This window comes from Pseudomonas sp. AF03-9 (genome assembly GCF_020515815.1).
Taxonomy (GTDB): domain Bacteria; phylum Pseudomonadota; class Gammaproteobacteria; order Pseudomonadales; family Pseudomonadaceae; genus Aquipseudomonas.
Map to the genome: position 1 here is coordinate 228,931 of NZ_JAHPJF010000001.1, position 19,757 is coordinate 248,687.

The following is a 19,757-nucleotide window of genomic DNA, read 5'->3' on the forward strand; positions in this document are numbered from 1 at the left end:
CAACCGGCCAGGTGGTTTTTCCTTGACCCACAACAGCCGCAGCGCCACTCTGACGCCACTTTTATGCGCCCTAATTTGCTAGAGGAAATCCCCCATGAGCGTTCGCGTCGGCATTGTCATGGACCCTATCGCCAGCATTTCCTATAAAAAGGACAGCTCGCTGGCCATGCTCCTGGCCGCCCAGGCCCGCGGCTGGACCTTGTTCTATATGGAACAGCGCGACCTGTACCAGGGCGACGGCGAGGCCCGCGCGCGCATGCGCCCGCTGCAGGTGTTTGCCAACCCCGAGAAGTGGTTCGAACTGGGAGACGAAACCGACAGTTCCCTGAGCGACCTGGACGTGATCCTGATGCGCAAGGACCCGCCGTTCGACATGGAGTTCGTCTACTCCACCTACCTGCTGGAGCAGGCCGAACGCGCCGGTGTGTTGATCGTCAACAAACCGCAAAGCCTGCGCGACTGCAATGAAAAGCTGTTCGCCACCCTGTTCCCACAATGCACGCCGCCGACCGTGGTCAGCCGCCGTGCCGACGTGTTGCGTGAATTTGCCGCCAAGCACGGTGATGTAATCCTCAAGCCGCTGGATGGCATGGGGGGTACGTCGATCTTCCGTCACCGCGCCGGCGATCCGAACCTGTCGGTGATCCTGGAGACCCTGACCGCCCTGGGCACCCAGCAGATCATGGGCCAGGCTTACCTGCCGGCGATCAAGGACGGCGACAAGCGCATCCTGATGATCGACGGCGAGCCGGTGGATTACTGCCTGGCGCGGATCCCGGCAGCCGGCGAGACCCGTGGCAACCTGGCGGCCGGTGGACGTGGCGAAGCACGGCCGCTGTCGGACAAGGATCGTTGGATCGCCTCCCAAGTCGGACCAACCCTGCGGGAAAAAGGCCTATTGTTTGTAGGCCTGGACGTGATCGGTGAGCACCTGACCGAAATCAACGTCACCAGCCCGACCTGTATCCGCGAGATCGACAACGCGTTCGGCACCAATATCGGCGAAATGCTGATGGCTGCCATCGATCGCAAGCTACAAGCCAAGTGACATAGAACAGCCGGACACAAACCAACATTGCGTTATCATGCGCCACCTGTGAAACGCGCGATGTTGGTTCCTCTGTCATGACACTCCCGTCCGAACTGCCCCCCGAACTCTCCCACAGCAGGGTGCGCCCGGCTGATCGGCTCGGATTTACCCTGTTCCTGGCTGCGTTGATTCACCTGGCCCTGCTCCTCGGCGTGGGTTTCACCATGGTCGAACCCAAGCAGATCACCAGGACCCTGGAAATCACCCTCGCCACGTTCAAGAGCGAAAAGAAGCCCGAGAAGGCCGACTTTCTCGCCCAGGACAACCAGCAAGGCAGCGGCACCCTGGACAAGAAAGCGGTGCCCAAGACTACGCAAGTGGCGCCATTCCAGGACAACAAGGTCAACAAAGTCAGCCCACCGCCGACGCCCAAGCCCGAGGTCCAGCAGACGGTACCCAAGCCCACCGTGACCACCGTCGCGCCAAAACCGCAGAAAGCGCCGGTGCAACGCGAAAAAGCCAAGACCGAGCCGCAGCCCCAGCCCGTCAAGCCGGCGCCGACCTTCGACAGTTCGACGCTGACCGACGAAATCTCCAGCCTCGAAGCCGAACTGGCCAACGAACAACAGCTGTACGCCAAGCGCCCGCGCATCTACCGGCTGAATGCCGCCTCGACCATGCGTGACAAGGGCGCCTGGTATAAGGATGAGTGGCGCAAGAAGGTCGAGCGCATCGGTAACCTCAACTATCCTGAGGAGGCCCGTCGCCAGCAGATTTATGGCAATTTGCGCTTACTGGTGTCGATCAACCGCGATGGTTCGTTATATGAAGTGCTGGTACTCGAGTCCTCCGGCCAGCCCTTGCTGGACCAGGCCGCCCAGCGCATCGTGCGCCTGGCCGCACCTTTTGCACCGTTTACCGGCGACCTGAACGACGTCGACCGCCTGGAAATCATCCGCACCTGGAAGTTTGCCAAGGGCGACCGCCTCTCCAGCAACTAAATCAGACACTTGTAGTGAGCGGGCTTGCCCCGCGCTGGGCGGCGAAGCCGCCCCAATCCATTCACCTCGGTCTTTCTGAAACACCGCGGCGTAGCGTTTGGGGCGGCTTCGCCACCCAGCGCGGGCAAGCCCGCTCACTACACGCCAGGCTTGTCAGTTCGCCCCTCCAACGCCACACTAGCGGACATGAAAAACGTCAGCCCGACCTACCTCAAGCACCAATTCCTGATCGCCATGCCTCACATGGCCGACCCGAACTTTGCGCAGACCTTGACCTACATTGTCGAGCACACCGCCAATGGTGCCATGGGGTTGGTGGTGAACCGCCCGCAAGAGCTGAACCTGGCGGACATTCTTGAGCAACTGCGCCCCGAGGCCGACCCGCCGGCTCGCTGCCAGGGCGTGCCGATCTACATCGGCGGGCCGGTGCAGACCGATCGCGGTTTTGTCCTGCACCCCACCGGTCCGAAGTTCCAGGCCACGGTCGACCTGGACGGCGTGTCGCTGTCCACGTCCCAGGATGTGTTGTTCGCCATCGCCGACGGCGTGGGGCCCGAGCACAGCCTGATCACCCTCGGCTACGCCGGCTGGGAAGCTGGCCAGCTGGAGGCCGAACTGGCCAGCAACGCCTGGCTGACCTGCCCGTTCGACGCCGACATCCTGTTCAACACCCCCGTGGAACTGCGCCTTGACGCCGCTGCGGCCAAGCTGCGGGTCAACCTCAGCCTGCTGACCAGCCAGGCGGGGCACGCCTGATGGCTTTGCGTCTGATCCTCGGTTTTGACTACGGCACCAAACAGATCGGCGTAGCGGTCGGCCAGGTGATCACCGGCCAGGCCCGCGAGCTGTGCACCTTGAAAGCCCAGAACGGCGTACCGGACTGGAACCAGGTCGAAGCCCTGATCAAGGAGTGGAAGCCCGACGCCGTCGTGGTCGGCCTGCCGCTGAACATGGATGGAACCCCAAGCGACATGTGCCTGCGCGCCGAAAAATTCGCCCGCCGCCTCAATGGCCGCTACAACCTGCCTTTCTATACCCACGACGAGCGCCTCACCACCTTTGAAGCCAAAGGTGAACGCCGCGACCGTGGCGGCCAGAAAGGCAGCTACCGCGACAACCCGGTGGACGCCATCGCCGCCGCCTTGCTGTTGCAGGGCTGGCTGGATGAAAACACCGCTTTATTTGAATCCTGACTGACGCGGCTTGCCGCGTCTTTTTACGTTTGAGCCCGGACCTTGCCTGCGCCAAGGTCCTGAAGGAGCCTGCATGAGCTTGCCGAACCCCGCCGAACTGATCAGCCAAATGGCCAAAAACCTCACGGCCCATCTGCAACACCGCGCCATCAGCGAGCCACGCTTCATCGGCATTCGCACTGGCGGTGTGTGGGTCGCCCAGGCATTGCTGGAAGAATTGGGCAGCGACGCGCCCCTCGGCACCCTGGACGTGTCGTTCTACCGGGACGACTTCAGCCAGAACGGCCTGCATCCGCAAGTGCGCCCATCGGCCCTGCCGTTCGAGATCGAAGGCCAGCACCTGGTACTGATCGACGACGTGCTGATGAGCGGGCGCACCATCCGCGCCGCCATGAACGAACTGTTCGACTACGGCCGCCCGGCCAGCGTGACCCTGGTCTGTCTGCTGGACCTGGACGCCGGCGAATTGCCGATCAGCCCGGATGTGGTCGGCGCGACGCTGTCGCTGGAACCCCACCAGCGGGTAAAATTGTCCGGTCCCACGCCGCTCGAACTCGAACTGCAAGACCTTGCCCTTTAAACCGCCTTGTAAAGAGTCCCCGCGATGACGCCTCTAGATGCCAAGCGCCCGCTGCAGCTCAATGCTCAGGGTCAGTTGCAACATTTCTTGTCCCTCGACGGTTTGCCCCGCGAACTGCTCACCGAAATCCTCGACACTGCCGACTCGTTCCTTGAAGTCGGCGGCCGCGCGGTGAAGAAGGTCCCGCTGCTGCGCGGCAAGACCATCTGCAATGTGTTCTTCGAGAACTCCACCCGCACCCGCACCACCTTTGAACTGGCGGCCCAACGGCTGTCGGCCGACGTGATCACGCTGAACGTGTCGACCTCGTCGGCGAGCAAGGGCGAGACCCTGCTCGACACCCTGCGCAACCTGGAAGCCATGGCCGCCGACATGTTCGTGGTGCGCCACGGCGACTCCGGCGCCGCGCACTTCATCGCCGAGCACGTGTGCCCGCAGGTCGCGATCATCAACGGCGGCGACGGCCGTCACGCCCACCCGACCCAGGGCATGCTCGACATGCTCACCATCCGTCGCCACAAGGGCAGCTTTGAAAACCTGTCGGTGGCCATCGTCGGCGACATCCTGCACTCGCGGGTTGCGCGCTCGAACATGCTGGCCCTGAAAACCCTGGGCTGCCCGGACATCCGCGTGATCGCGCCAAAAACCCTGCTGCCCATCGGCATCGAGCAATACGGTGTGAAGGTCTACACCGACATGGCCGAAGGCCTCAAGGATGTGGACGTGGTCATCATGCTGCGCCTGCAGCGCGAGCGCATGGCCGGTGGCCTGCTGCCGAGCGAAGGTGAGTTCTACCGCCTGTTCGGCCTGACCACTGCGCGCCTGGCCGGTGCCAAGCCGGACGCCATCGTGATGCACCCCGGCCCGATCAACCGTGGGGTGGAGATTGAGTCGGCGGTGGCCGACGGCACCCAGTCGGTGATTCTCAACCAGGTCACCTACGGCATCGCCGTGCGCATGGCCGTATTGTCCATGGCCATGAGCGGGCAAACCGCGCAACGTCAATTCGAGCAGGAGAACGCCCAGTGAAGCTCAGCATCCTCGGCGCCCGCGTCATCGATCCGGCCAGTGGCCTGGATCAAGTCACCGATCTGCATCTTGAAGCCGGCAAGATCATCGCCATCGGCGCCGCCCCGGCCGGTTTCAGCGCCGTTGAAACCATCGACGCCAAAGGCCTGGTGGCCGCGCCCGGGCTGGTCGACCTCAACGTCGCCCTGCGCGAGCCGGGCTACAGCCGCAAAGGCAGCATCCTCAGCGAAACCCGCGCCGCCGCTGCCGGTGGCGTGACCAGCCTGTGCTGCCCGCCGCACACCAAGCCGATCCTGGACACCTCGGCGGTGACCGAGTTGATCCTCGACCGCGCCCGTGAAGCCGGCAACTGCAAAGTGTTCCCCATCGGCGCCCTGAGCAAAGGCCTGGAAGGCGAACAACTCGCCGAACTGATCGCCCTGCGCGACGCCGGTTGCGTGGCCTTCGGCAACGGCCTGGAAAGCTTTCGCAGCACTCGCACCCTGTGCCGCGCCCTGGAATATGCGGCCACCTTCGACCTGACGGTGATCTTCCATTCCCAGGACCGCGACCTCGCCGAAGGTGGCCTGGCCCATGAAGGTGCCGTGGCCAGCTTCCTCGGTTTGCCCGGCATCCCCGAGACCGCCGAGACCGTGGCCCTGGCCCGCGACCTGCTGCTGGTCGAGCAAAGCGGCGTGCGCGCGCACTTCAGCCAGTTGACCAGCGCGCGGGGCGTGGCCCTGATCGCCCAGGCCCAGGCCCGTGGCTTGCCGGTGACGGCGGATGTGGCGTTGTATCAGTTGATCTTGACCGACGAAGCGCTGATCGACTTCTCCAGCCTGTACCACGTGCAGCCGCCCCTGCGCACCCGTGCCGACCGTGATGGTCTGCGGGCGGCGGTGAAGTCCGGGGTGGTCTCGGCGATTTCCAGCCACCACCAGCCCCACGAACGCGATGCCAAGTTGGCACCGTTTGGCGCGACTGAGCCGGGGATCAGCAGCGTTGAGCTGTTGTTGCCTCTGGCGATGACGTTGGTTGAGGAAGGCTTGCTCGATTTGCCGACGCTGCTGGCACGCTTGAGCGCGGGTCCTGCCGACGCCCTGCGCTTGCCAGCGGGTAAGCTCGCGGTGGGTTCGGCGGCGGATCTGGTGCTGTTTGACCCGGCCAGTTCCACCGTTGCCGGGGAGCATTGGCTGTCGAAGGGTGAAAACTGCCCGTTCATTGGCCACAGCCTGCCGGCGACGGTGCGCTACACCCTGGTCGACGGTCGGATCAGCTACCAGGCCTAAAGCGGGCAGGGTAAAAAATGTGGGAGCGGGCTTGCTCGCGAATGCGGAGTGTCAGTCGCTGAAGATGTTGACTGATCCACCGCATTCGCGAGCAAGCCCGCTCCCACATTCAGTTCCGTGTATGCTCCTAGAAAGAAACTCAGCGGCCGCCATTGCGCTCGGCATTGCGAATCGAAATCTGCGTATTCAACGTCCAGAAGTCATACAGCACCCCCACCAGGAACAAGCCGCCGGTCAGCAGGTAGATCAAGCCGCTGATCCATTTGCCCTGGTACATGCGGTGCACGCCGAACACACCCAGGAACGTCAACAGCACCCAGGCCACGTTGTATTCGATGGGCCCGGCGGTAAAACGCAGGTCGGCTTCACGGTCCATGGCGGGGATAAGGAACAGGTCGATCAGCCAGCCAATCCCCAGCAAACCTAAGGTGCAGAACCAGATCGTACCTGTCACGGGTTTGCCGTAATAAAAACGGTGCGATCCGGTGAAACCGAAAATCCAGAGCAGGTAGCCGATCACCTTGCTATGGGTGTCGGGCTGCGAAATTGCCTGTCGATAGGTGTTCATGGCGTACCTCTTTTCACTCGATAGATAAATTTTTTCACTTTCTTTGTGACTTTTTTACAGGCGCCCGACGTACGGCAAATGGTATCTTCCCTCCCCTGAAAGCCTTATGCCACCTGACTTGTGTAGGACAATTGCGGCGTTTCGTCGCGTTTTTCCTGATTTTGACCCCAAGGTTCAGTCGACAAACGGCCTGATAACGGCAAAAAAAGCTGTTATAAAGTTGCGCGCAAACCAAAAAGAGCCACGCCTAATGCGACCATTTTTCAAGACATGGCTAACCATTTGCCTATTAATGCCACTGGCCGCCCACGCCACCAATCGTGAGCAACGACTTCCGAACGTCAACGGTTTCACCCCTAAAGTTCACAGCACACCAGCCACCGCCAAAAGAGAAAAGCCGACCGTCAACCGACCTACTCAAGTGAGCAAGGTTCACGGCAAGGCCCTTCATAACTCACTGGCGCTGAACAACACCAAGCAAAGCAGCAATGTACTCAGCCGCGCCGTCAATGTGCTCGGTACTCCCTACCGTTGGGGCGGCAGCAGCCCAAGTAAAGGCTTCGATTGCAGCGGTTTGGTGAAATATGCGTTCAACGACGTCGCCGCAGTGGATTTGCCGCGCACGTCCAACGCCATGGCCGCCGGCCACGGGCAAAAGGTTGATCGCAAGGACCTGAAGCCGGGCGACCTGTTGTTCTTCAAGCTCAAGAGCCGTCAGGTCAACCACGTTGCCATCTACCTGGGCAACGACCGCTTCATCCACGCGCCGCGTCGTGGCAAGTCGGTGAGCATCGACACGCTGAAGAAGCCGTTCTGGGACAAGAACTACGTGATCGCCAAGCGGGTTTTGCCCAAAGAGCAGAACAACCTGCGGGTTGTGCAACGCTGATTTCAAGCTGCAATGCAGTACAAAATGTGGGAGCGGGCTTGCCCGCGAATGCGGTGTATCAGTACCAGATGAGCTGACTGACACTCCGCATTCGCGAGCAAGCCCGCTCCCACACTTGGTTTTCATTGTTCTCAAGCGCTATATATCACCAGGCACCCTCGCCTTCTCCCGCGCATCCTCGCGGCTGACGAGCCCCTCGCCCACCAACGCCTTCAAGCTCATATCGAGCGTCTTCATTCCCAGTGCCCCGCCGGTCTGGATCGCCGAGACGATCTGCGCCACCCTGTCCTCGCGGATCAAATTGCGGATCGCCGGTGTACCCAGCATGATCTCGTGCGCCGCCACCCGCCCGCCGCCAACCTTCTTCACCAGCACCTGCGACACCACTGCCTGCAACGACTCCGACAGCATCGCGCGGACCATGGCTTTTTCGCCGGCCGGGAACACGTCCACCAGCCGGTCCACGGTCTTGGGCGCCGATGCCGTGTGCAGGGTGCCGAACACCAGATGCCCGGTCTCGGCGGCGGTCAGCGCCAGGCGGATGGTTTCCAGGTCGCGCAACTCGCCGACCAGGATCACATCCGGGTCTTCGCGTAGCGCCGAGCGCAAGGCCGTAGAGAAACTAAGGGTATCGCGATGCACCTGGCGCTGGTTGATCAGCGCGGTTTTCGGCCTGTGGATAAATTCGATGGGGTCTTCCAGGGTGAGGATGTGCTGGCGCCGATGCTGATTGAGGTAGTCGATCATCGCCGCCAGGGTGGTGGACTTGCCCGAGCCGGTCGGCCCGGTGACCAGCACCAGCCCGTGCGGCAGTTGGGCTATGCGCTGGAACACCTCACCCAGGCCAAGGCTCTGCAGGCTCTGGACCTGACTGGGAATGCTGCGAAACACCGCGCCCATGCCACGGTCCTGGCGGAACACGTTCGCCCGGAACCGCGCCACGCCGGGCAGTTCGAAAGCGAAATCTGTATCAAGAGATGTTTCGAAATCCTTTTGCTGGTATTGATTGAGCAAAGGGCTGAGCAGATCCGCCACCTGGGGCGGTGAGAGTGCCGGGCAATCCAGCGGCCAGACCTCGCCGTCCACACGCAACATCGGCGCCAGGCCAGCCGACAAATGCAGGTCGGAGGCGCCACGGCGCACGCAGGCCGTGAGCAGTTCAGTGATATCCATAGGGCTTTCCATTTCCAGTAGAATGCCGCGGACTCCATATCCACGGGCGCATCTTGAATGTCGACGATAGCAGACAACATCGATCTGGTTAGCCAGCGGATCCGCGCCGCAGCCGACGCCGTGCAACGTGACGCCAGCAGCATCCACCTGCTGGCCGTGAGCAAGACCAAACCCGCCCAAGCCGTGCGGGAAGCCTATGCCGCCGGCATGCGCGATTTTGGCGAAAACTACCTGCAAGAAGCCCTGGGCAAACAGGCCGAATTAACTGACCTGCCCTTGAGTTGGCACTTCATCGGCCCCATTCAATCGAACAAGACGCGCGCTATCGCCGAGAACTTCGCTTGGGTGCATTCCGTGGAACGCCTGAAAATCGCACAACGCCTGTCCGAACAACGCCCTGCCGACCTGGCACCGCTGAATATCTGCATCCAGGTCAACGTCAGTGGTGAAGCCAGCAAGTCCGGCTGTACGCCCGCCGACCTGCCGGCCCTGGCCGAGGCGATCAGCGCTCTGCCGCGCTTGAAGTTGCGTGGATTGATGGCGATCCCCGAGCCGACTGAAGATCGCGCCGCGCAAGATGCAGCCTTCGCCACGGTGCGCGAGCTGCAAGCCAGCTTGAATCTGCCGCTGGACACACTTTCCATGGGGATGAGCCATGACCTTGAGTCGGCCATCGCCCAAGGCGCCACTTGGGTGCGGATCGGTACTGCACTGTTTGGCGCCCGCGACTACGGCCAGCCGTGAAGCGGCTGACTTTTCACTGAATAAGGACCTGTCATGAGAGACACGCGTATTGCCTTTATCGGCGCCGGTAACATGGCGGCCAGCCTGATCGGCGGCCTGCGGGCCAAGGGCCTGGACGCCGCGCAGATCCGCGCCAGTGACCCCGGTGCCGAAACCCGTGCCCGCGTCAGCACCGAGCACGGTATCGAAACCTTTGCCGACAATGCCGAGGCCATCCAGGGCGCCGATGTGATCGTGCTGGCGGTCAAGCCACAGGCCATGAAGGCCGTGTGCGAAAGCCTGCGCCCGAGCCTGCAACCGCAGCAGTTGGTAGTGTCCATCGCCGCCGGGATTACCTGCGCGAGCATGACCGCCTGGCTCGGTGCCCAGCCGATCGTGCGCTGCATGCCCAACACCCCTTCGCTGCTGCGCCAGGGCGTGAGCGGTTTGTATGCCACCGACGCCGTCAGCGCCGTACAGCGCGATCAGGCCCAGGAGCTACTGTCCGCCGTGGGCATCGCCCTGTGGCTGGAGCAAGAACAGCAACTGGATGCGGTCACCGCCGTGTCCGGCAGCGGCCCGGCGTACTTCTTCCTGTTGATCGAAGCCATGACCGCTGCCGGCGTCAAACTGGGCCTGCCACAGGAAGTGTCCAAGCAACTGGCCGAGCAGACCGCACTGGGCGCAGCCAGGATGGCCGTGACCAGCGACGTCGACGCCGCCGAACTGCGCCGTCGCGTGACCTCGCCGGGCGGCACGACCCAAGCCGCCATCGAATCGTTCCAGGCCGGGGGCTTTGAAGCCCTGGTGGAAACAGCACTGGGTGCCGCAGCACATCGTTCGGCAGAAATGGCCGAGCAGCTGGGCAAATAGTCGTCCCCTTCAAGGAATCAAACATGCTCGGACTCAATGACGCGCTTATTTTCATCATCCAGACACTGGGCAGCCTGTACCTGCTGATCGTGCTGATGCGTTTTATCCTGCAACTGGTGCGGGCGAACTTCTACAACCCGCTGTGCCAATTCGTGGTCAAGGCGACCCAGCCGCTGCTCAAGCCCCTGCGTCGGGTAGTCCCGAGCATGTTCGGGCTGGACATGTCGTCGCTGGTACTGGCGCTGCTGTTGCAGATCCTGCTGTTCGCGGTGGTGTTGCTGCTCAAGGGCTTCCTGCCCTACACCGTGCTGCTGTTGCCGTGGGCACTGATCGGCATCTTCTCGCTGTTTTTGAAGATTCTGTTCTGGTCGATGATCATCAGCGTGATTCTGTCCTGGGTCGCACCGGGCAGCCGCAGCCCTGGCGCCGAGCTGGTGTACCAGATCACCGAGCCGGTGCTGGCACCGTTCCGTCGGTTGATCCCGAACCTGGGTGGCCTGGACATCTCGCCGATCTTCGCGTTTATCGCAATCCAGCTGATCCAGGGTTGGGTGATCCCGTACCTGGCTGAATTTGCCGCGATGCCCAAGATGCTGTTCGGGTTGATCTGACACGCAACACCTAAATGCGGGAGCGAGCTTGTGTGGGAGCGGGCTTGCTCGCGAATACGGAGTGTCAGTCACCAGATGAGTGGCTGACCCACCGCTTTCGCGAGCAAGCCCGCTCCCACACAAACAGCTCCCACATTTTGTTTCTGTGAACGGGTTCAGGGGTTTGCTTGCCGCTAGCCCCCCCGCTCTTTAGACTTACGCCTCATTTAAACGAGAGCAGGGTCGATGCCAGCTGCCTTTCCCCCCGATTCTGTTGGACTGGTCGTGCCCCAAGTGGCGCACTTCAGCGAACCGCTGGCCCTGGCCTGCGGCCGTTCGCTGCCCGCCTACGACCTGATCTATGAAACCTACGGCCAACTGAACGCTACGGCGAGCAATGCCGTGCTGATCTGCCACGCCTTGTCCGGGCATCATCACGCGGCCGGTTTCCACTCGGTCGACGAGCGCAAGCCCGGCTGGTGGGACAGTTGCATCGGCCCCGGCAAACCCATCGACACCAACAAATTCTTTGTGGTCAGCCTGAACAACCTCGGCGGCTGCAACGGTTCCACCGGCCCCAGCAGCCTCAACCCGGAAACCGGCAAGCCGTTCGGCGCCGACTTCCCGGTGCTCACCGTGGAAGACTGGGTGCACAGCCAGGCGCGCCTGGCCGACCTGCTGGGCATCAACCAGTGGGCGGCGGTGATCGGCGGCAGCCTCGGCGGCATGCAGGCGCTGCAATGGACCATCACCTACCCGGATCGCGTGCGCCATTGCCTGGCAATCGCCTCGGCCCCCAAGCTGTCGGCGCAGAACATCGCCTTCAACGAAGTGGCGCGCCAGGCCATCCTCACCGACCCCGAGTTCCACGGTGGTTCGTTCCAGGAAGCGGGCGTGATCCCCAAACGCGGCCTGATGCTGGCGCGGATGGTGGGGCACATCACCTACCTGTCCGACGACTCCATGGGCGAGAAATTCGGCCGTGGCCTCAAGAGCGAAAAGCTCAACTATGACTTCCACAGTGTCGAGTTCCAGGTAGAAAGCTACCTGCGTTATCAGGGCGAGGAGTTCTCCGGGCGTTTCGACGCCAATACCTACCTGCTGATGACCAAGGCCCTGGACTACTTCGACCCGGCCGCCAACTTTGACGACGACCTGGCGAAAACCTTCGAAGGCGCCAAGGCCAAGTTCTGCGTGATGTCGTTCACCACCGACTGGCGCTTCTCGCCGGCGCGCTCGCGCGAACTGGTGGACGCGCTGATGGCCGCGCGCAAAGACGTGTGCTACCTGGAGATCGACGCTCCGCAAGGCCACGATGCCTTCCTGATCCCGATCCCGCGCTACCTGCAAGCGTTCAGCAACTACATGAACCGAATCGTATTGTGAGAAAGCCATGAGAGCCGACCTGGACATCATCCAAGAATGGATCCCCGCCGGCAGCCGCGTGCTCGACCTGGGCTGCGGTGATGGCGAACTGCTGAGCTGGCTGCGGGACAACAAGCAAGTCACCGGCTACGGCCTGGAAAATGACCCGGACAACATCGCCCAGTGCGTGGCCAAGGGCATCAACGTGATCGAGCAGGACCTGGACAAGGGCCTGGGCAACTTTGCCAGCAACAGCTTCGACATCGTGGTGATGACCCAAGCCCTGCAAGCGGTGCACTACCCGGACCGCATCCTCGACGAAATGCTGCGCGTGGGCCGCCAGTGCATCATCACCTTCCCGAATTTCGGGCATTGGCGTTGCCGTTGGTACCTGGCCACCAAGGGCCGTATGCCGGTCTCGGATTTCCTCCCATACACGTGGTACAACACGCCAAACATCCACTTCTGCACCTTCGAAGACTTCGAAGCCTTGTGCGGTGAGCGTGAAGCCAAGGTGATCAACCGCCTTGCGGTCGATCAACAGCACCGCCACGGCTGGGCAAGCAAGCTATGGCCCAACCTGTTGGGCGAAATCGGCATTTACCGGGTCAGCAGTCCTGGCCTGACGGATCACAAGATTGCCGTCTAATCATTTTCAAGAGGGATGATCATGAGTCGCTTGGCTATTTTTCTACTGACCGCATGCCTGGGCACCAGCGCCATCGCAGCGGACGCTATCGACGCTAACCGCAAGAAAGACTTCGGTGACATCACCGTCCACTACAACACTTTCACCTCCAGCTTCCTGCAACCGGAAACCGCCCAGAACATCGGCGTGGTGCGCAGCAAGGAGAAAGGCTTGATCAACGTGACCGTGATCAAGGGCGTGACCCCAGTGGCGGCGCAAGTGACCGGCACCATCAAGGACCTGGGCGGCAAGAGCGAGATCCTGACCTTCAAGCAGATCAACGAGAAAGGCGGGATCAACTACCTGGCGCCTTACTCCGTGACGCAGCGTGAATACAAGACGTTTACCATCAACGTTGAAACCGGCGGCAAAGCCCATAGCTTCCAATTCAACCAAGAACTGTTCCCGGCCGACAAATGAACCTGACTCAACTCGTACTGGCCAGCCATAACGCCGGCAAACTCAAGGAACTGCAGGCCATGCTCGGCGAATCGGTGCAATTGCGCTCGATTGGCGAGTTCAGCCAGGTAGAGCCGGAAGAAACCGGCCTGTCGTTCGTCGAGAACGCCATCCTCAAGGCGCGCAACGCCGCACGCATCTCCGGCCTGCCGGCACTGGCCGACGACTCGGGCCTGGCGGTGGACTTCCTCGGCGGCGCCCCCGGCATCTATTCGGCGCGGTATGCCGATGGCAAAGGCGACGCGGCCAACAACGCCAAGCTGCTGGACGCCCTCAAGGACGTACCGGACGCGCAGCGCGGCGCACAGTTCGTCTGCGTGCTGGCCCTGGTGCGCCATGCGGACGATCCATTGCCGATCCTCTGCGAAGGCCTGTGGCACGGGCGCATCCTGCATGCGGCCAGCGGCGAACATGGCTTTGGGTATGACCCACTGTTCTGGGTGCCTGAGCGTAATGTCTCCAGCGCCGAGCTGAGCCCGGCCGACAAGAACCAGATCAGCCACCGCGCCCGCGCAATGGATTTGCTGCGCCAACGCTTGAGCCTGAAATGACCCAGAACACCTCTGCGCAGCCGCTGATCCACGGCGGCGCGCAAACCCCTCGGGCGGCCCTGCCCCTGCTGCCGCCCCTGGCGCTGTACATCCACATCCCGTGGTGTGTGCGCAAATGCCCGTATTGCGACTTCAACTCCCACACCGCCAGCAAAGTGCTGCCGGAAGAAGAGTATGTGGACGCCTTGCTCGCCGATCTCGATCAGGACCTGCATGCCGTGTATGGGCGCGAGCTGAGTTCGATCTTCTTCGGCGGCGGCACGCCAAGCCTGTTCAGCGCCGCGGCATTGGGCCACCTGCTCAAGGGCGTGGAAGCGCGCATCCCGTTTGCCGGCGACATCGAGATCACCCTGGAAGCCAACCCCGGTACCTTCGAGCAAGAGAAGTTCGTGGCGTACCGCAAGCTAGGGATCAATCGCCTGTCGATTGGCATCCAGAGCTTCCAGCAGGAAAAGCTTGAGGCCCTGGGGCGTATCCACAATGGCGATGAAGCCGTTCGGGCTGCGGGCATGGCGCGCCAGGCCGGGTTCGACAACTTCAACCTCGACCTGATGCACGGTTTGCCCAACCAGTCCCTGGATGATGCTCTGAGCGACCTGCGCCAGGCCATCGCGCTCAAGCCCACGCATTTGTCGTGGTATCAGCTGACCCTGGAGCCCAACACGGTGTTCTGGAACCAGCCGCCGGCGTTGCCGGAAGACGACACGCTATGGGACATCCAGGAAGCCGGCCAGGCCCTGCTTGCCGAGCATGGTTACGCGCAATATGAAGTGTCGGCCTATGCCCAACCGGGTCGCCCGGCGCGGCATAACCTGAACTACTGGAGCTTTGGCGACTTTATCGGCATCGGTGCCGGTGCCCACGGCAAGCTCAGCCATCCGGACGGGCGCATTGTGCGCACCTGGAAGACCCGTGCACCGAAGGACTACCTCAACCCGGCCAAAAACTTCCAGGCCGGAGCGAAAGAGCTGACCAACGAAGAGTTGCCGTTCGAGTTCCTGATGAACGCCCTGCGCCTCACCGAAGGTGTCGAGGCCAGGCTCTACGCCGAGCGTACCGGGCTGGACCTGGCCAGCCTCAACGAAGGCCGCCGCGAGGCCGAACAAAGTGGCCTGATGCAGGTCGAACCGTCACGCCTGGCGGCGACCGACCGCGGGCAACTCTTTCTCAATGACCTGTTGCAGACGTTTTTGAGCTGAAGCTCTTAAGGAAATCGAATGGATTTGGTACTCGACCTGCTCGCCACCGTATCCCGCTGGAGCCGTAGCAACCTATCGGAAATCTCCCTGGCCCTCGTCGGTTGTTTGCTGGTGCTGTTTGGCGCCGACATCAAAGGCTGGGTCGAAGCCCGCCTGGGCAGCGTGGCCGGTGCGTTGCGCGTACCGTTGATGGCGTTGCTGTGCATGATTGGCAGCGGTGCGGCGTTGATCTACGCCACGCCGTGGATTGTGCGGGGGTTGAGCCAGTTCAATAACTACAGCCTGGCGCCGGTATTGGTGGTCGTATTGGTGTTGATCGGCGTAGTCGCCGACCGCCGCTAGTCCCGAGCACACCGAGAAACAAATGTGGGAGCGGGCTTGCTCGCGAATGCGGACTTTCAGTCACTGAAGATGTCGACTGATCCACCGCATTCGCGAGCAAGCCCGCTCCCACATTTTTGACCGCATTCCAGGCTGGAAGTCTGTCAGTCGATTTTCTCGAACTTCAAATCCCACACGCCATGCCCGAGTCGCTCACCGCGACGTTCGAACTTGGTGATCGGCCGCTCGGCCGGGCGCGGCACGCATTTGCCGTCTTCGGCCAGGTTGCGATAGCCAGGCGCGACATCCATCACTTCCAGCATGTATTCCGCATACGGTTCCCAGTCGGTAGCCATGTGCAGGACGCCGCCCACTTTCAGCTTGCTGCGCACCAGTTCCGCGAAGGAGGCCTGGACGATGCGACGCTTGTGGTGACGGGCTTTGTGCCATGGGTCCGGGAAGAACAGCATCAGGCGGTCGAGGCTGTTATCGGCGATACAACGGTTGAGCACCTCGATCGCGTCGCAGTCGTACACGCGCAGGTTGGTCAGGCCCTGGGTCAGCACGCCATTGAGCAGCGCGCCGACACCCGGACGGTGCACTTCAACGCCGATGAAATCCTGCTCCGGCGAGGCCGCAGCCATTTCCAGCAGGGAGTGCCCCATGCCGAAGCCGATTTCCAGGGAGCGCGGGGCCGAACGGCCGAACACTTGGTCGTAGTCCACCGGCGCGTCGGCCAGGGGCAACACGAACAGCGGCGTCCCCTGTTCCAGGCCCTTTTGCTGGCCTTCGGTCATGCGACCGGCGCGCATCACAAAGCTCTTGATGCGGCGGTGCTTGGACTCGTCGCCTTCTTCCAGGGTGTTCGGCGTTTCGTTTGATTCAGTCATCAATAGCTCTTACTTGATCAGACCATCCAGCGGCGAAGAGGCGCTGGCGTAGAGTTTTTTCGGCATGCGGCCGGCGAGGTAGGCCAGGCGGCCCGCGACGATCGCGTGGTTCATGGCTTCGGCCATCAGGATCGGCTGCTGGGCATGGGCGATGGCCGAGTTCATCAGCACCGCGTCGCAGCCCAGTTCCATGGCGATGGTTGCGTCGGAGGCGGTGCCCACGCCCGCATCCACCAGCACCGGGATCTTGGCTTCTTCAAGGATGATCTGCAGGTTGTACGGATTGCAGATACCCAGGCCGGAACCGATCAGACCGGCCAACGGCATCACGGCGATGCAGCCGATTTCTGCCAGTTGGCGCGCGATGATCGGGTCATCGCTGGTGTAGACCATCACGTCGAAACCTTCCTTGACCAGGGTTTCGGCGGCCTTGAGGGTTTCGATCACGTTGGGGAACAGGGTTTTCTGGTCGGCCAGCACTTCCAGCTTCACCAGGTTGTGGCCGTCGAGCAGCTCACGCGCCAGGCGGCAGGTGCGCACGGCTTCGATGGCGTCGTAGCAACCGGCGGTGTTCGGCAGGAAGGTGTAGCGATCCGGCGACAGGACTTCGAGCAGGTTCGGTTCGCCTTCGATCTGGCCGAGGTTGGTACGGCGTACGGCGAAAGTCACGATCTCGGCGCCCGAGGCTTCGATGGCCAGGCGGGTTTCTTCCATGTCGCGGTACTTGCCGGTGCCGACCAGCAGACGGGACTGGTAGGTACGACCGGCCAGGACGAAGGGCTTGTCGCTACGAACGATGCTCATGGGAAATCCTCGTAATGGGGTGAGGTTCTGCAGAATTCGGGCCGGCGACTAGCCGCCACCGATGGCGTGGACCACTTCGACCTGGTCACCTTCGGTGAGCGCGGTCTCGGCGTGCAGGCTACGCGGGACAATATCCAGGTTGAGTTCCACTGCGACACGACGTCCGGTCAAGTCCAGACGGGTCAGCAGGGCCGCAACGGTTTCACCGTCGGGCAGTTCAAAGGATTCGCCGTTCAACTGAATGCGCATGCCACGGGCCGCCATCGTTTTTAGGGGCCCGCATTCTAGCGTGATTGAGACCGGAAGGTCAGCACCAAGCGTCAAGCGGTCACAGCTGCAAGCGCCATGCAGCCAGCCCCAGCAGGAACCAGCCGAGCAGGAATGCCAGGCCGCCAAACGGGGTGATGATGCCGAGCTTGCTGATGCCGGTCATCGTCAGCACGTACAGACTGCCGGAGAACAAGAGGATACCGACCACAAACGAAACGCCTGCCCAGGTCACCAGGCGACCAGGCAGGTGCGCCGCCAGCAGTGCCACGCCGAACAGGGCCAGGGTGTGCACCAACTGGTAGGTCACGCCGGTGTGGAAGATCGCCAGGTACTCGGCGCTCAGGCGGTTTTTCAGGCCGTGAGCGGCGAACGCGCCAAGGGCGACACCCGTAAAGCCAAAAAAGGCAGCCAACATCAGAAAGCCACGCAGCATGAGGAACTCCAGTCACAAGGGGCAGGGTCTGTATAATGGCCCGCTCAACGGGTTCGGCCAAGCCATCTCTATGCTGCGTGTCCTCTTCAGTCGTTTTCTCAAAGTCGTGAAATGGTTTGCGATCGGCAGCGTTTTGCTCGTGCTGCTGTTCCGTATCGTTCCGCCTCCGTTCACCGCGTTGATGGTCGAGCGCAAGATCGAATCCTGGATCGATGGCGAACCCATTGACCTGCAACGCAGCTGGGTGCAGTGGGAGGAGATCTCCGACGAACTCAAAGTGGCGGTGATGGCCGGCGAAGACCAGCGTTTCCCGCAGCACTGGGGTTTCGATTTCGGCGCGATCCAGGCGGCGCTCCTGCACAACGAGCGCGGCGGCTCGATTCGCGGCGCCAGTACCTTGAGCCAGCAGGTGTCGAAAAACCTGTTCTTGTGGGCCGGCCGCAGTTATCTGCGCAAAGGCCTGGAGGCCTGGTTTACCGGGCTGATCGAGGTGTTGTGGCCCAAGCAGCGGATTCTTGAGGTGTACCTCAATAGCGTGGAATGGGATGAGGGTGTGTTTGGCGCAGAAGCGGCGGCGCGGCATCACTTTGGGGTGAGTGCCAAGGCCCTGTCGCGACAGCAGGCCAGCTATCTGGCGGCGGTGTTGCCGAACCCGCGAGTGTGGAGTGCCAGCCATCCGACGGCGTACGTGGCGCGGCGCGCGGCGTGGATTCGCCAGCAGATGGGCCAGTTGGGCGGCGATGGCTACCTGCTCGAGCTGAACAGCTCCCGAAAAGCCCCCTGGTCCGACTGACCCAACACAAAAAAATGTGGGAGCGGGCTTGCCCGCGAATGCGGTGTATCAGCCAGCATCTCTGGCGACTGACACTCCGCTTTCGCGGGCAAGCCCGCTCCCACATTCGATCGTGTTGGTTTCGAAACCCGCGCTTTAGGCGGCGATGGACAGTTTCAGCTTGTTCATCGCGCTTTTTTCAAGCTGACGAATCCGCTCGGCCGATACGTTGTACTTCTGCGCCAGGTCGTGCAGCGTGGCTTTGTCTTCTGCCAGCCAGCGCTGGTAGAGAATGTCACGGCTGCGGTCGTCCAGCACTTCCAGGGCTTCGTGCAGGTTGTGGTTGGAGTTGTCGCTCCAGTCCGCATCCTCCAGTTGACGCGCCGGGTCGTACCGGTGGTCTTCCAGGTAGTTGGCCGGCGATTGGAAGGCGCTGTCGTCGTCTGCTTCGGCAGCCGGGTCGAAGGCCATGTCATGGCCGGTCAGGCGGCTTTCCATCTCGCGTACTTCACGAGGCTCCACGCCGAGGCTTTCAGCCACGCGGTGGACTTCCTCGTTGTTCAGCCACGCCAGGCGTTTTTTCTGGCTGCGCAGGTTGAAGAACAGTTTGCGCTGGGCCTTGGTGGTCGCGACTTTCACGATGCGCCAGTTGCGCAGGATGAACTCGTGGATTTCCGCCTTGATCCAGTGCACGGCAAACGACACCAGGCGCACGCCCATTTCCGGGTTGAAGCGCTTTACAGCCTTCATCAGGCCGACGTTGCCTTCCTGGATCAGGTCAGCCTGCGCCAGGCCGTAGCCGCTATAGCTACGGGCGATATGTACGACAAAACGCAGGTGGGCGAGCACCATCTGCCGAGCCGCCCCCAAATCCTGCTCATAGTAGAGACTCTCGGCCAGTTCACGCTCCTGCTCGGGCGTCAGCAATGGAATGCTGTTGACCGTGTGCACATACGCCTCCAGGTTCGCACCTGGGACCAGAGCATAAGCAGGTTGCAAAGAAGTGGTCATACGAAACCTCCGACTTACATAACTCGTGCAGTTCAGCACTGCGAAAATTGACCGGGAACCGTAGGACAAGTTCCCTA

At 61.9% G+C, this 19,757-nt stretch carries 25 protein-coding genes; 18 read left to right on the top strand and 7 right to left on the bottom strand.

The genetic code is table 11. The features are described 5' to 3' along the window. Positions 1–94: 94 nt before the first annotated feature. From gshB to LIY36_RS01060, 7 genes are all read left to right on the top strand, one after another. Positions 95–1,048 (top strand): glutathione synthase, encoded by a 954-nt coding sequence (gene gshB / locus LIY36_RS01030; protein ID WP_226454550.1) that lies wholly within the window; start codon positions 95–97, stop codon positions 1,046–1,048. A 77-nt stretch (positions 1,049–1,125) separates the two neighbouring features. After that, the gene (locus tag LIY36_RS01035) at positions 1,126–2,031 is read left to right on the top strand and encodes an energy transducer TonB (RefSeq protein WP_226454551.1); all 906 of its coding nucleotides are present in this window, start codon (positions 1,126–1,128) and stop codon (positions 2,029–2,031) included. Positions 2,032–2,217: 186 nt separating this feature from the next. Then, complete coding sequence (locus LIY36_RS01040; protein ID WP_192301259.1) at positions 2,218–2,787, top strand: YqgE/AlgH family protein; 570 nt, start codon at positions 2,218–2,220, stop codon at positions 2,785–2,787. Continuing rightward, a complete protein-coding gene (gene ruvX, locus LIY36_RS01045) occupies positions 2,787–3,224 on the top strand; it encodes a Holliday junction resolvase RuvX (RefSeq protein WP_003195067.1) in 438 nt (145 codons plus the stop codon). The genes LIY36_RS01040 and ruvX overlap by 1 nt, the downstream gene beginning before the upstream one ends. Before the next feature lie 73 nt (positions 3,225–3,297). Then, the gene (pyrR, locus tag LIY36_RS01050; RefSeq protein WP_226454552.1) at positions 3,298–3,804 is read left to right on the top strand and encodes a bifunctional pyr operon transcriptional regulator/uracil phosphoribosyltransferase PyrR; all 507 of its coding nucleotides are present in this window, start codon (positions 3,298–3,300) and stop codon (positions 3,802–3,804) included. Between the two features lie 24 nt (positions 3,805–3,828). Continuing rightward, positions 3,829–4,833, top strand: a complete 1,005-nt coding sequence (locus tag LIY36_RS01055; RefSeq protein WP_192301257.1) for an aspartate carbamoyltransferase catalytic subunit — start codon at positions 3,829–3,831, stop codon at positions 4,831–4,833. Beyond that, complete coding sequence (locus LIY36_RS01060) at positions 4,830–6,101, top strand: dihydroorotase (protein ID WP_226454553.1); 1,272 nt, start codon at positions 4,830–4,832, stop codon at positions 6,099–6,101. Before LIY36_RS01055 ends, LIY36_RS01060 begins: the two co-directional genes overlap by 4 nt. A gap of 139 nt (positions 6,102–6,240) precedes the next feature. Here LIY36_RS01060 and LIY36_RS01065 read toward each other — a convergent pair whose 3' ends face one another. After that, entirely contained in the window at positions 6,241–6,669 is a 429-nt protein-coding gene (locus LIY36_RS01065; protein ID WP_226454554.1) for an NINE protein, read from the bottom strand. Positions 6,670–6,919: 250 nt separating this feature from the next. On the opposite strand from LIY36_RS01065, the gene LIY36_RS01070 reads away from it, so the two are divergent. Beyond that, the gene (locus LIY36_RS01070) at positions 6,920–7,558 is read left to right on the top strand and encodes a C40 family peptidase (RefSeq protein ID WP_226454822.1); all 639 of its coding nucleotides are present in this window, start codon (positions 6,920–6,922) and stop codon (positions 7,556–7,558) included. Positions 7,559–7,696: 138 nt separating this feature from the next. Here LIY36_RS01070 and LIY36_RS01075 read toward each other — a convergent pair whose 3' ends face one another. Beyond that, on the bottom strand, positions 7,697–8,731 hold the full coding sequence (locus LIY36_RS01075) for a type IV pilus twitching motility protein PilT (protein WP_226454555.1): 1,035 nt from the start codon (positions 8,729–8,731) through the stop codon (positions 7,697–7,699). A 57-nt stretch (positions 8,732–8,788) separates the two neighbouring features. Here LIY36_RS01075 and LIY36_RS01080 point away from each other — a divergent pair, with 57 nt between their 5' ends. From LIY36_RS01080 to LIY36_RS01120, 9 genes are all read left to right on the top strand, one after another. Continuing rightward, positions 8,789–9,475: a YggS family pyridoxal phosphate-dependent enzyme gene (locus tag LIY36_RS01080; RefSeq protein ID WP_192301253.1), complete on the top strand. Its 687-nt coding sequence runs from the start codon at positions 8,789–8,791 to the stop codon at positions 9,473–9,475. 33 nt (positions 9,476–9,508) lie between these two features. Next, positions 9,509–10,327, top strand: coding sequence for a pyrroline-5-carboxylate reductase (gene proC, locus LIY36_RS01085; protein ID WP_226454556.1), 819 nt, complete (start codon positions 9,509–9,511; stop codon positions 10,325–10,327). A 23-nt stretch (positions 10,328–10,350) separates the two neighbouring features. Continuing rightward, positions 10,351–10,938, top strand: a complete 588-nt coding sequence (locus LIY36_RS01090; RefSeq protein WP_226454557.1) for a YggT family protein — start codon at positions 10,351–10,353, stop codon at positions 10,936–10,938. 225 nt (positions 10,939–11,163) lie between these two features. Further along, positions 11,164–12,303: a homoserine O-succinyltransferase MetX gene (gene metX / locus LIY36_RS01095; protein ID WP_192301250.1), complete on the top strand. Its 1,140-nt coding sequence runs from the start codon at positions 11,164–11,166 to the stop codon at positions 12,301–12,303. Between the two features lie 7 nt (positions 12,304–12,310). Beyond that, entirely contained in the window at positions 12,311–12,931 is a 621-nt protein-coding gene (gene metW / locus LIY36_RS01100; RefSeq protein WP_105521094.1) for a methionine biosynthesis protein MetW, read from the top strand. Between the two features lie 21 nt (positions 12,932–12,952). Then, positions 12,953–13,390: a DUF4426 domain-containing protein gene (locus tag LIY36_RS01105; protein WP_226454558.1), complete on the top strand. Its 438-nt coding sequence runs from the start codon at positions 12,953–12,955 to the stop codon at positions 13,388–13,390. Further along, positions 13,387–13,980, top strand: a complete 594-nt coding sequence (rdgB, locus tag LIY36_RS01110) for an RdgB/HAM1 family non-canonical purine NTP pyrophosphatase (protein ID WP_226454559.1) — start codon at positions 13,387–13,389, stop codon at positions 13,978–13,980. The genes LIY36_RS01105 and rdgB overlap by 4 nt, the downstream gene beginning before the upstream one ends. After that, positions 13,977–15,179, top strand: a complete 1,203-nt coding sequence (hemW, locus tag LIY36_RS01115) for a radical SAM family heme chaperone HemW (protein WP_226454560.1) — start codon at positions 13,977–13,979, stop codon at positions 15,177–15,179. The genes rdgB and hemW overlap by 4 nt, the downstream gene beginning before the upstream one ends. A gap of 18 nt (positions 15,180–15,197) precedes the next feature. Then, a complete protein-coding gene (locus LIY36_RS01120) occupies positions 15,198–15,521 on the top strand; it encodes a DUF3392 domain-containing protein (protein ID WP_010207241.1) in 324 nt (107 codons plus the stop codon). Positions 15,522–15,664: 143 nt separating this feature from the next. Here the strand turns inward: LIY36_RS01120 and trmB are convergent, their stop codons facing one another. From trmB to LIY36_RS01140, 4 genes are all read right to left on the bottom strand, one after another. After that, positions 15,665–16,390: a tRNA (guanosine(46)-N7)-methyltransferase TrmB gene (gene trmB, locus LIY36_RS01125; protein ID WP_226454561.1), complete on the bottom strand. Its 726-nt coding sequence runs from the start codon at positions 16,388–16,390 to the stop codon at positions 15,665–15,667. A 9-nt stretch (positions 16,391–16,399) separates the two neighbouring features. Beyond that, positions 16,400–17,194, bottom strand: coding sequence for a thiazole synthase (locus LIY36_RS01130; protein WP_058426547.1), 795 nt, complete (start codon positions 17,192–17,194; stop codon positions 16,400–16,402). Positions 17,195–17,242: 48 nt separating this feature from the next. Beyond that, positions 17,243–17,443, bottom strand: a complete 201-nt coding sequence (gene thiS, locus LIY36_RS01135) for a sulfur carrier protein ThiS (protein ID WP_015886354.1) — start codon at positions 17,441–17,443, stop codon at positions 17,243–17,245. A 79-nt stretch (positions 17,444–17,522) separates the two neighbouring features. Continuing rightward, a complete protein-coding gene (locus LIY36_RS01140) occupies positions 17,523–17,897 on the bottom strand; it encodes a DUF423 domain-containing protein (protein WP_192301247.1) in 375 nt (124 codons plus the stop codon). 70 nt (positions 17,898–17,967) lie between these two features. Here LIY36_RS01140 and mtgA point away from each other — a divergent pair, with 70 nt between their 5' ends. Further along, positions 17,968–18,690 carry a monofunctional biosynthetic peptidoglycan transglycosylase gene (gene mtgA, locus LIY36_RS01145; RefSeq protein ID WP_226454562.1) on the top strand — a complete coding sequence of 241 codons (723 nt, stop codon included), beginning with the start codon at positions 17,968–17,970 and terminating at the stop codon, positions 18,688–18,690. Positions 18,691–18,825: 135 nt separating this feature from the next. On the opposite strand, the gene rpoH is transcribed toward mtgA, so the two are convergent. Further along, complete coding sequence (gene rpoH / locus LIY36_RS01150; RefSeq protein WP_016972967.1) at positions 18,826–19,680, bottom strand: RNA polymerase sigma factor RpoH; 855 nt, start codon at positions 19,678–19,680, stop codon at positions 18,826–18,828. Between the last annotated feature and the right edge of the window lie 77 nt (positions 19,681–19,757).

Bases quoted from the DNA above. Each gene is read 5' to 3' on its own strand.
- hemW (WP_226454560.1), top strand. From the start codon at position 13,977: ATGACCCAGAACACCTCTGCGCAGCCGCTGATCCACGGCGGCGCGCAA.
- LIY36_RS01080 (WP_192301253.1), top strand. From the start codon at position 8,789: ATGTCGACGATAGCAGACAACATCGATCTGGTTAGCCAGCGGATCCGC.
- LIY36_RS01090 (WP_226454557.1), top strand. From the start codon at position 10,351: ATGCTCGGACTCAATGACGCGCTTATTTTCATCATCCAGACACTGGGC.
- LIY36_RS01120 (WP_010207241.1), top strand. From the start codon at position 15,198: ATGGATTTGGTACTCGACCTGCTCGCCACCGTATCCCGCTGGAGCCGT.
- LIY36_RS01140 (WP_192301247.1), bottom strand. From the start codon at position 17,897: ATGCTGCGTGGCTTTCTGATGTTGGCTGCCTTTTTTGGCTTTACGGGT.
- LIY36_RS01075 (WP_226454555.1), bottom strand. From the start codon at position 8,731: ATGGATATCACTGAACTGCTCACGGCCTGCGTGCGCCGTGGCGCCTCC.
- LIY36_RS01105 (WP_226454558.1), top strand. From the start codon at position 12,953: ATGAGTCGCTTGGCTATTTTTCTACTGACCGCATGCCTGGGCACCAGC.
- trmB (WP_226454561.1), bottom strand. From the start codon at position 16,390: ATGACTGAATCAAACGAAACGCCGAACACCCTGGAAGAAGGCGACGAG.
- thiS (WP_015886354.1), bottom strand. From the start codon at position 17,443: ATGCGCATTCAGTTGAACGGCGAATCCTTTGAACTGCCCGACGGTGAA.
- LIY36_RS01035 (WP_226454551.1), top strand. From the start codon at position 1,126: ATGACACTCCCGTCCGAACTGCCCCCCGAACTCTCCCACAGCAGGGTG.
- ruvX (WP_003195067.1), top strand. From the start codon at position 2,787: ATGGCTTTGCGTCTGATCCTCGGTTTTGACTACGGCACCAAACAGATC.
- metW (WP_105521094.1), top strand. From the start codon at position 12,311: ATGAGAGCCGACCTGGACATCATCCAAGAATGGATCCCCGCCGGCAGC.
- LIY36_RS01130 (WP_058426547.1), bottom strand. From the start codon at position 17,194: ATGAGCATCGTTCGTAGCGACAAGCCCTTCGTCCTGGCCGGTCGTACC.
- LIY36_RS01055 (WP_192301257.1), top strand. From the start codon at position 3,829: ATGACGCCTCTAGATGCCAAGCGCCCGCTGCAGCTCAATGCTCAGGGT.
- pyrR (WP_226454552.1), top strand. From the start codon at position 3,298: ATGAGCTTGCCGAACCCCGCCGAACTGATCAGCCAAATGGCCAAAAAC.
- LIY36_RS01065 (WP_226454554.1), bottom strand. From the start codon at position 6,669: ATGAACACCTATCGACAGGCAATTTCGCAGCCCGACACCCATAGCAAG.
- proC (WP_226454556.1), top strand. From the start codon at position 9,509: ATGAGAGACACGCGTATTGCCTTTATCGGCGCCGGTAACATGGCGGCC.
- LIY36_RS01040 (WP_192301259.1), top strand. From the start codon at position 2,218: ATGAAAAACGTCAGCCCGACCTACCTCAAGCACCAATTCCTGATCGCC.
- rpoH (WP_016972967.1), bottom strand. From the start codon at position 19,680: ATGACCACTTCTTTGCAACCTGCTTATGCTCTGGTCCCAGGTGCGAAC.
- LIY36_RS01070 (WP_226454822.1), top strand. From the start codon at position 6,920: ATGCGACCATTTTTCAAGACATGGCTAACCATTTGCCTATTAATGCCA.
- mtgA (WP_226454562.1), top strand. From the start codon at position 17,968: ATGCTGCGTGTCCTCTTCAGTCGTTTTCTCAAAGTCGTGAAATGGTTT.
- gshB (WP_226454550.1), top strand. From the start codon at position 95: ATGAGCGTTCGCGTCGGCATTGTCATGGACCCTATCGCCAGCATTTCC.
- rdgB (WP_226454559.1), top strand. From the start codon at position 13,387: ATGAACCTGACTCAACTCGTACTGGCCAGCCATAACGCCGGCAAACTC.
- metX (WP_192301250.1), top strand. From the start codon at position 11,164: ATGCCAGCTGCCTTTCCCCCCGATTCTGTTGGACTGGTCGTGCCCCAA.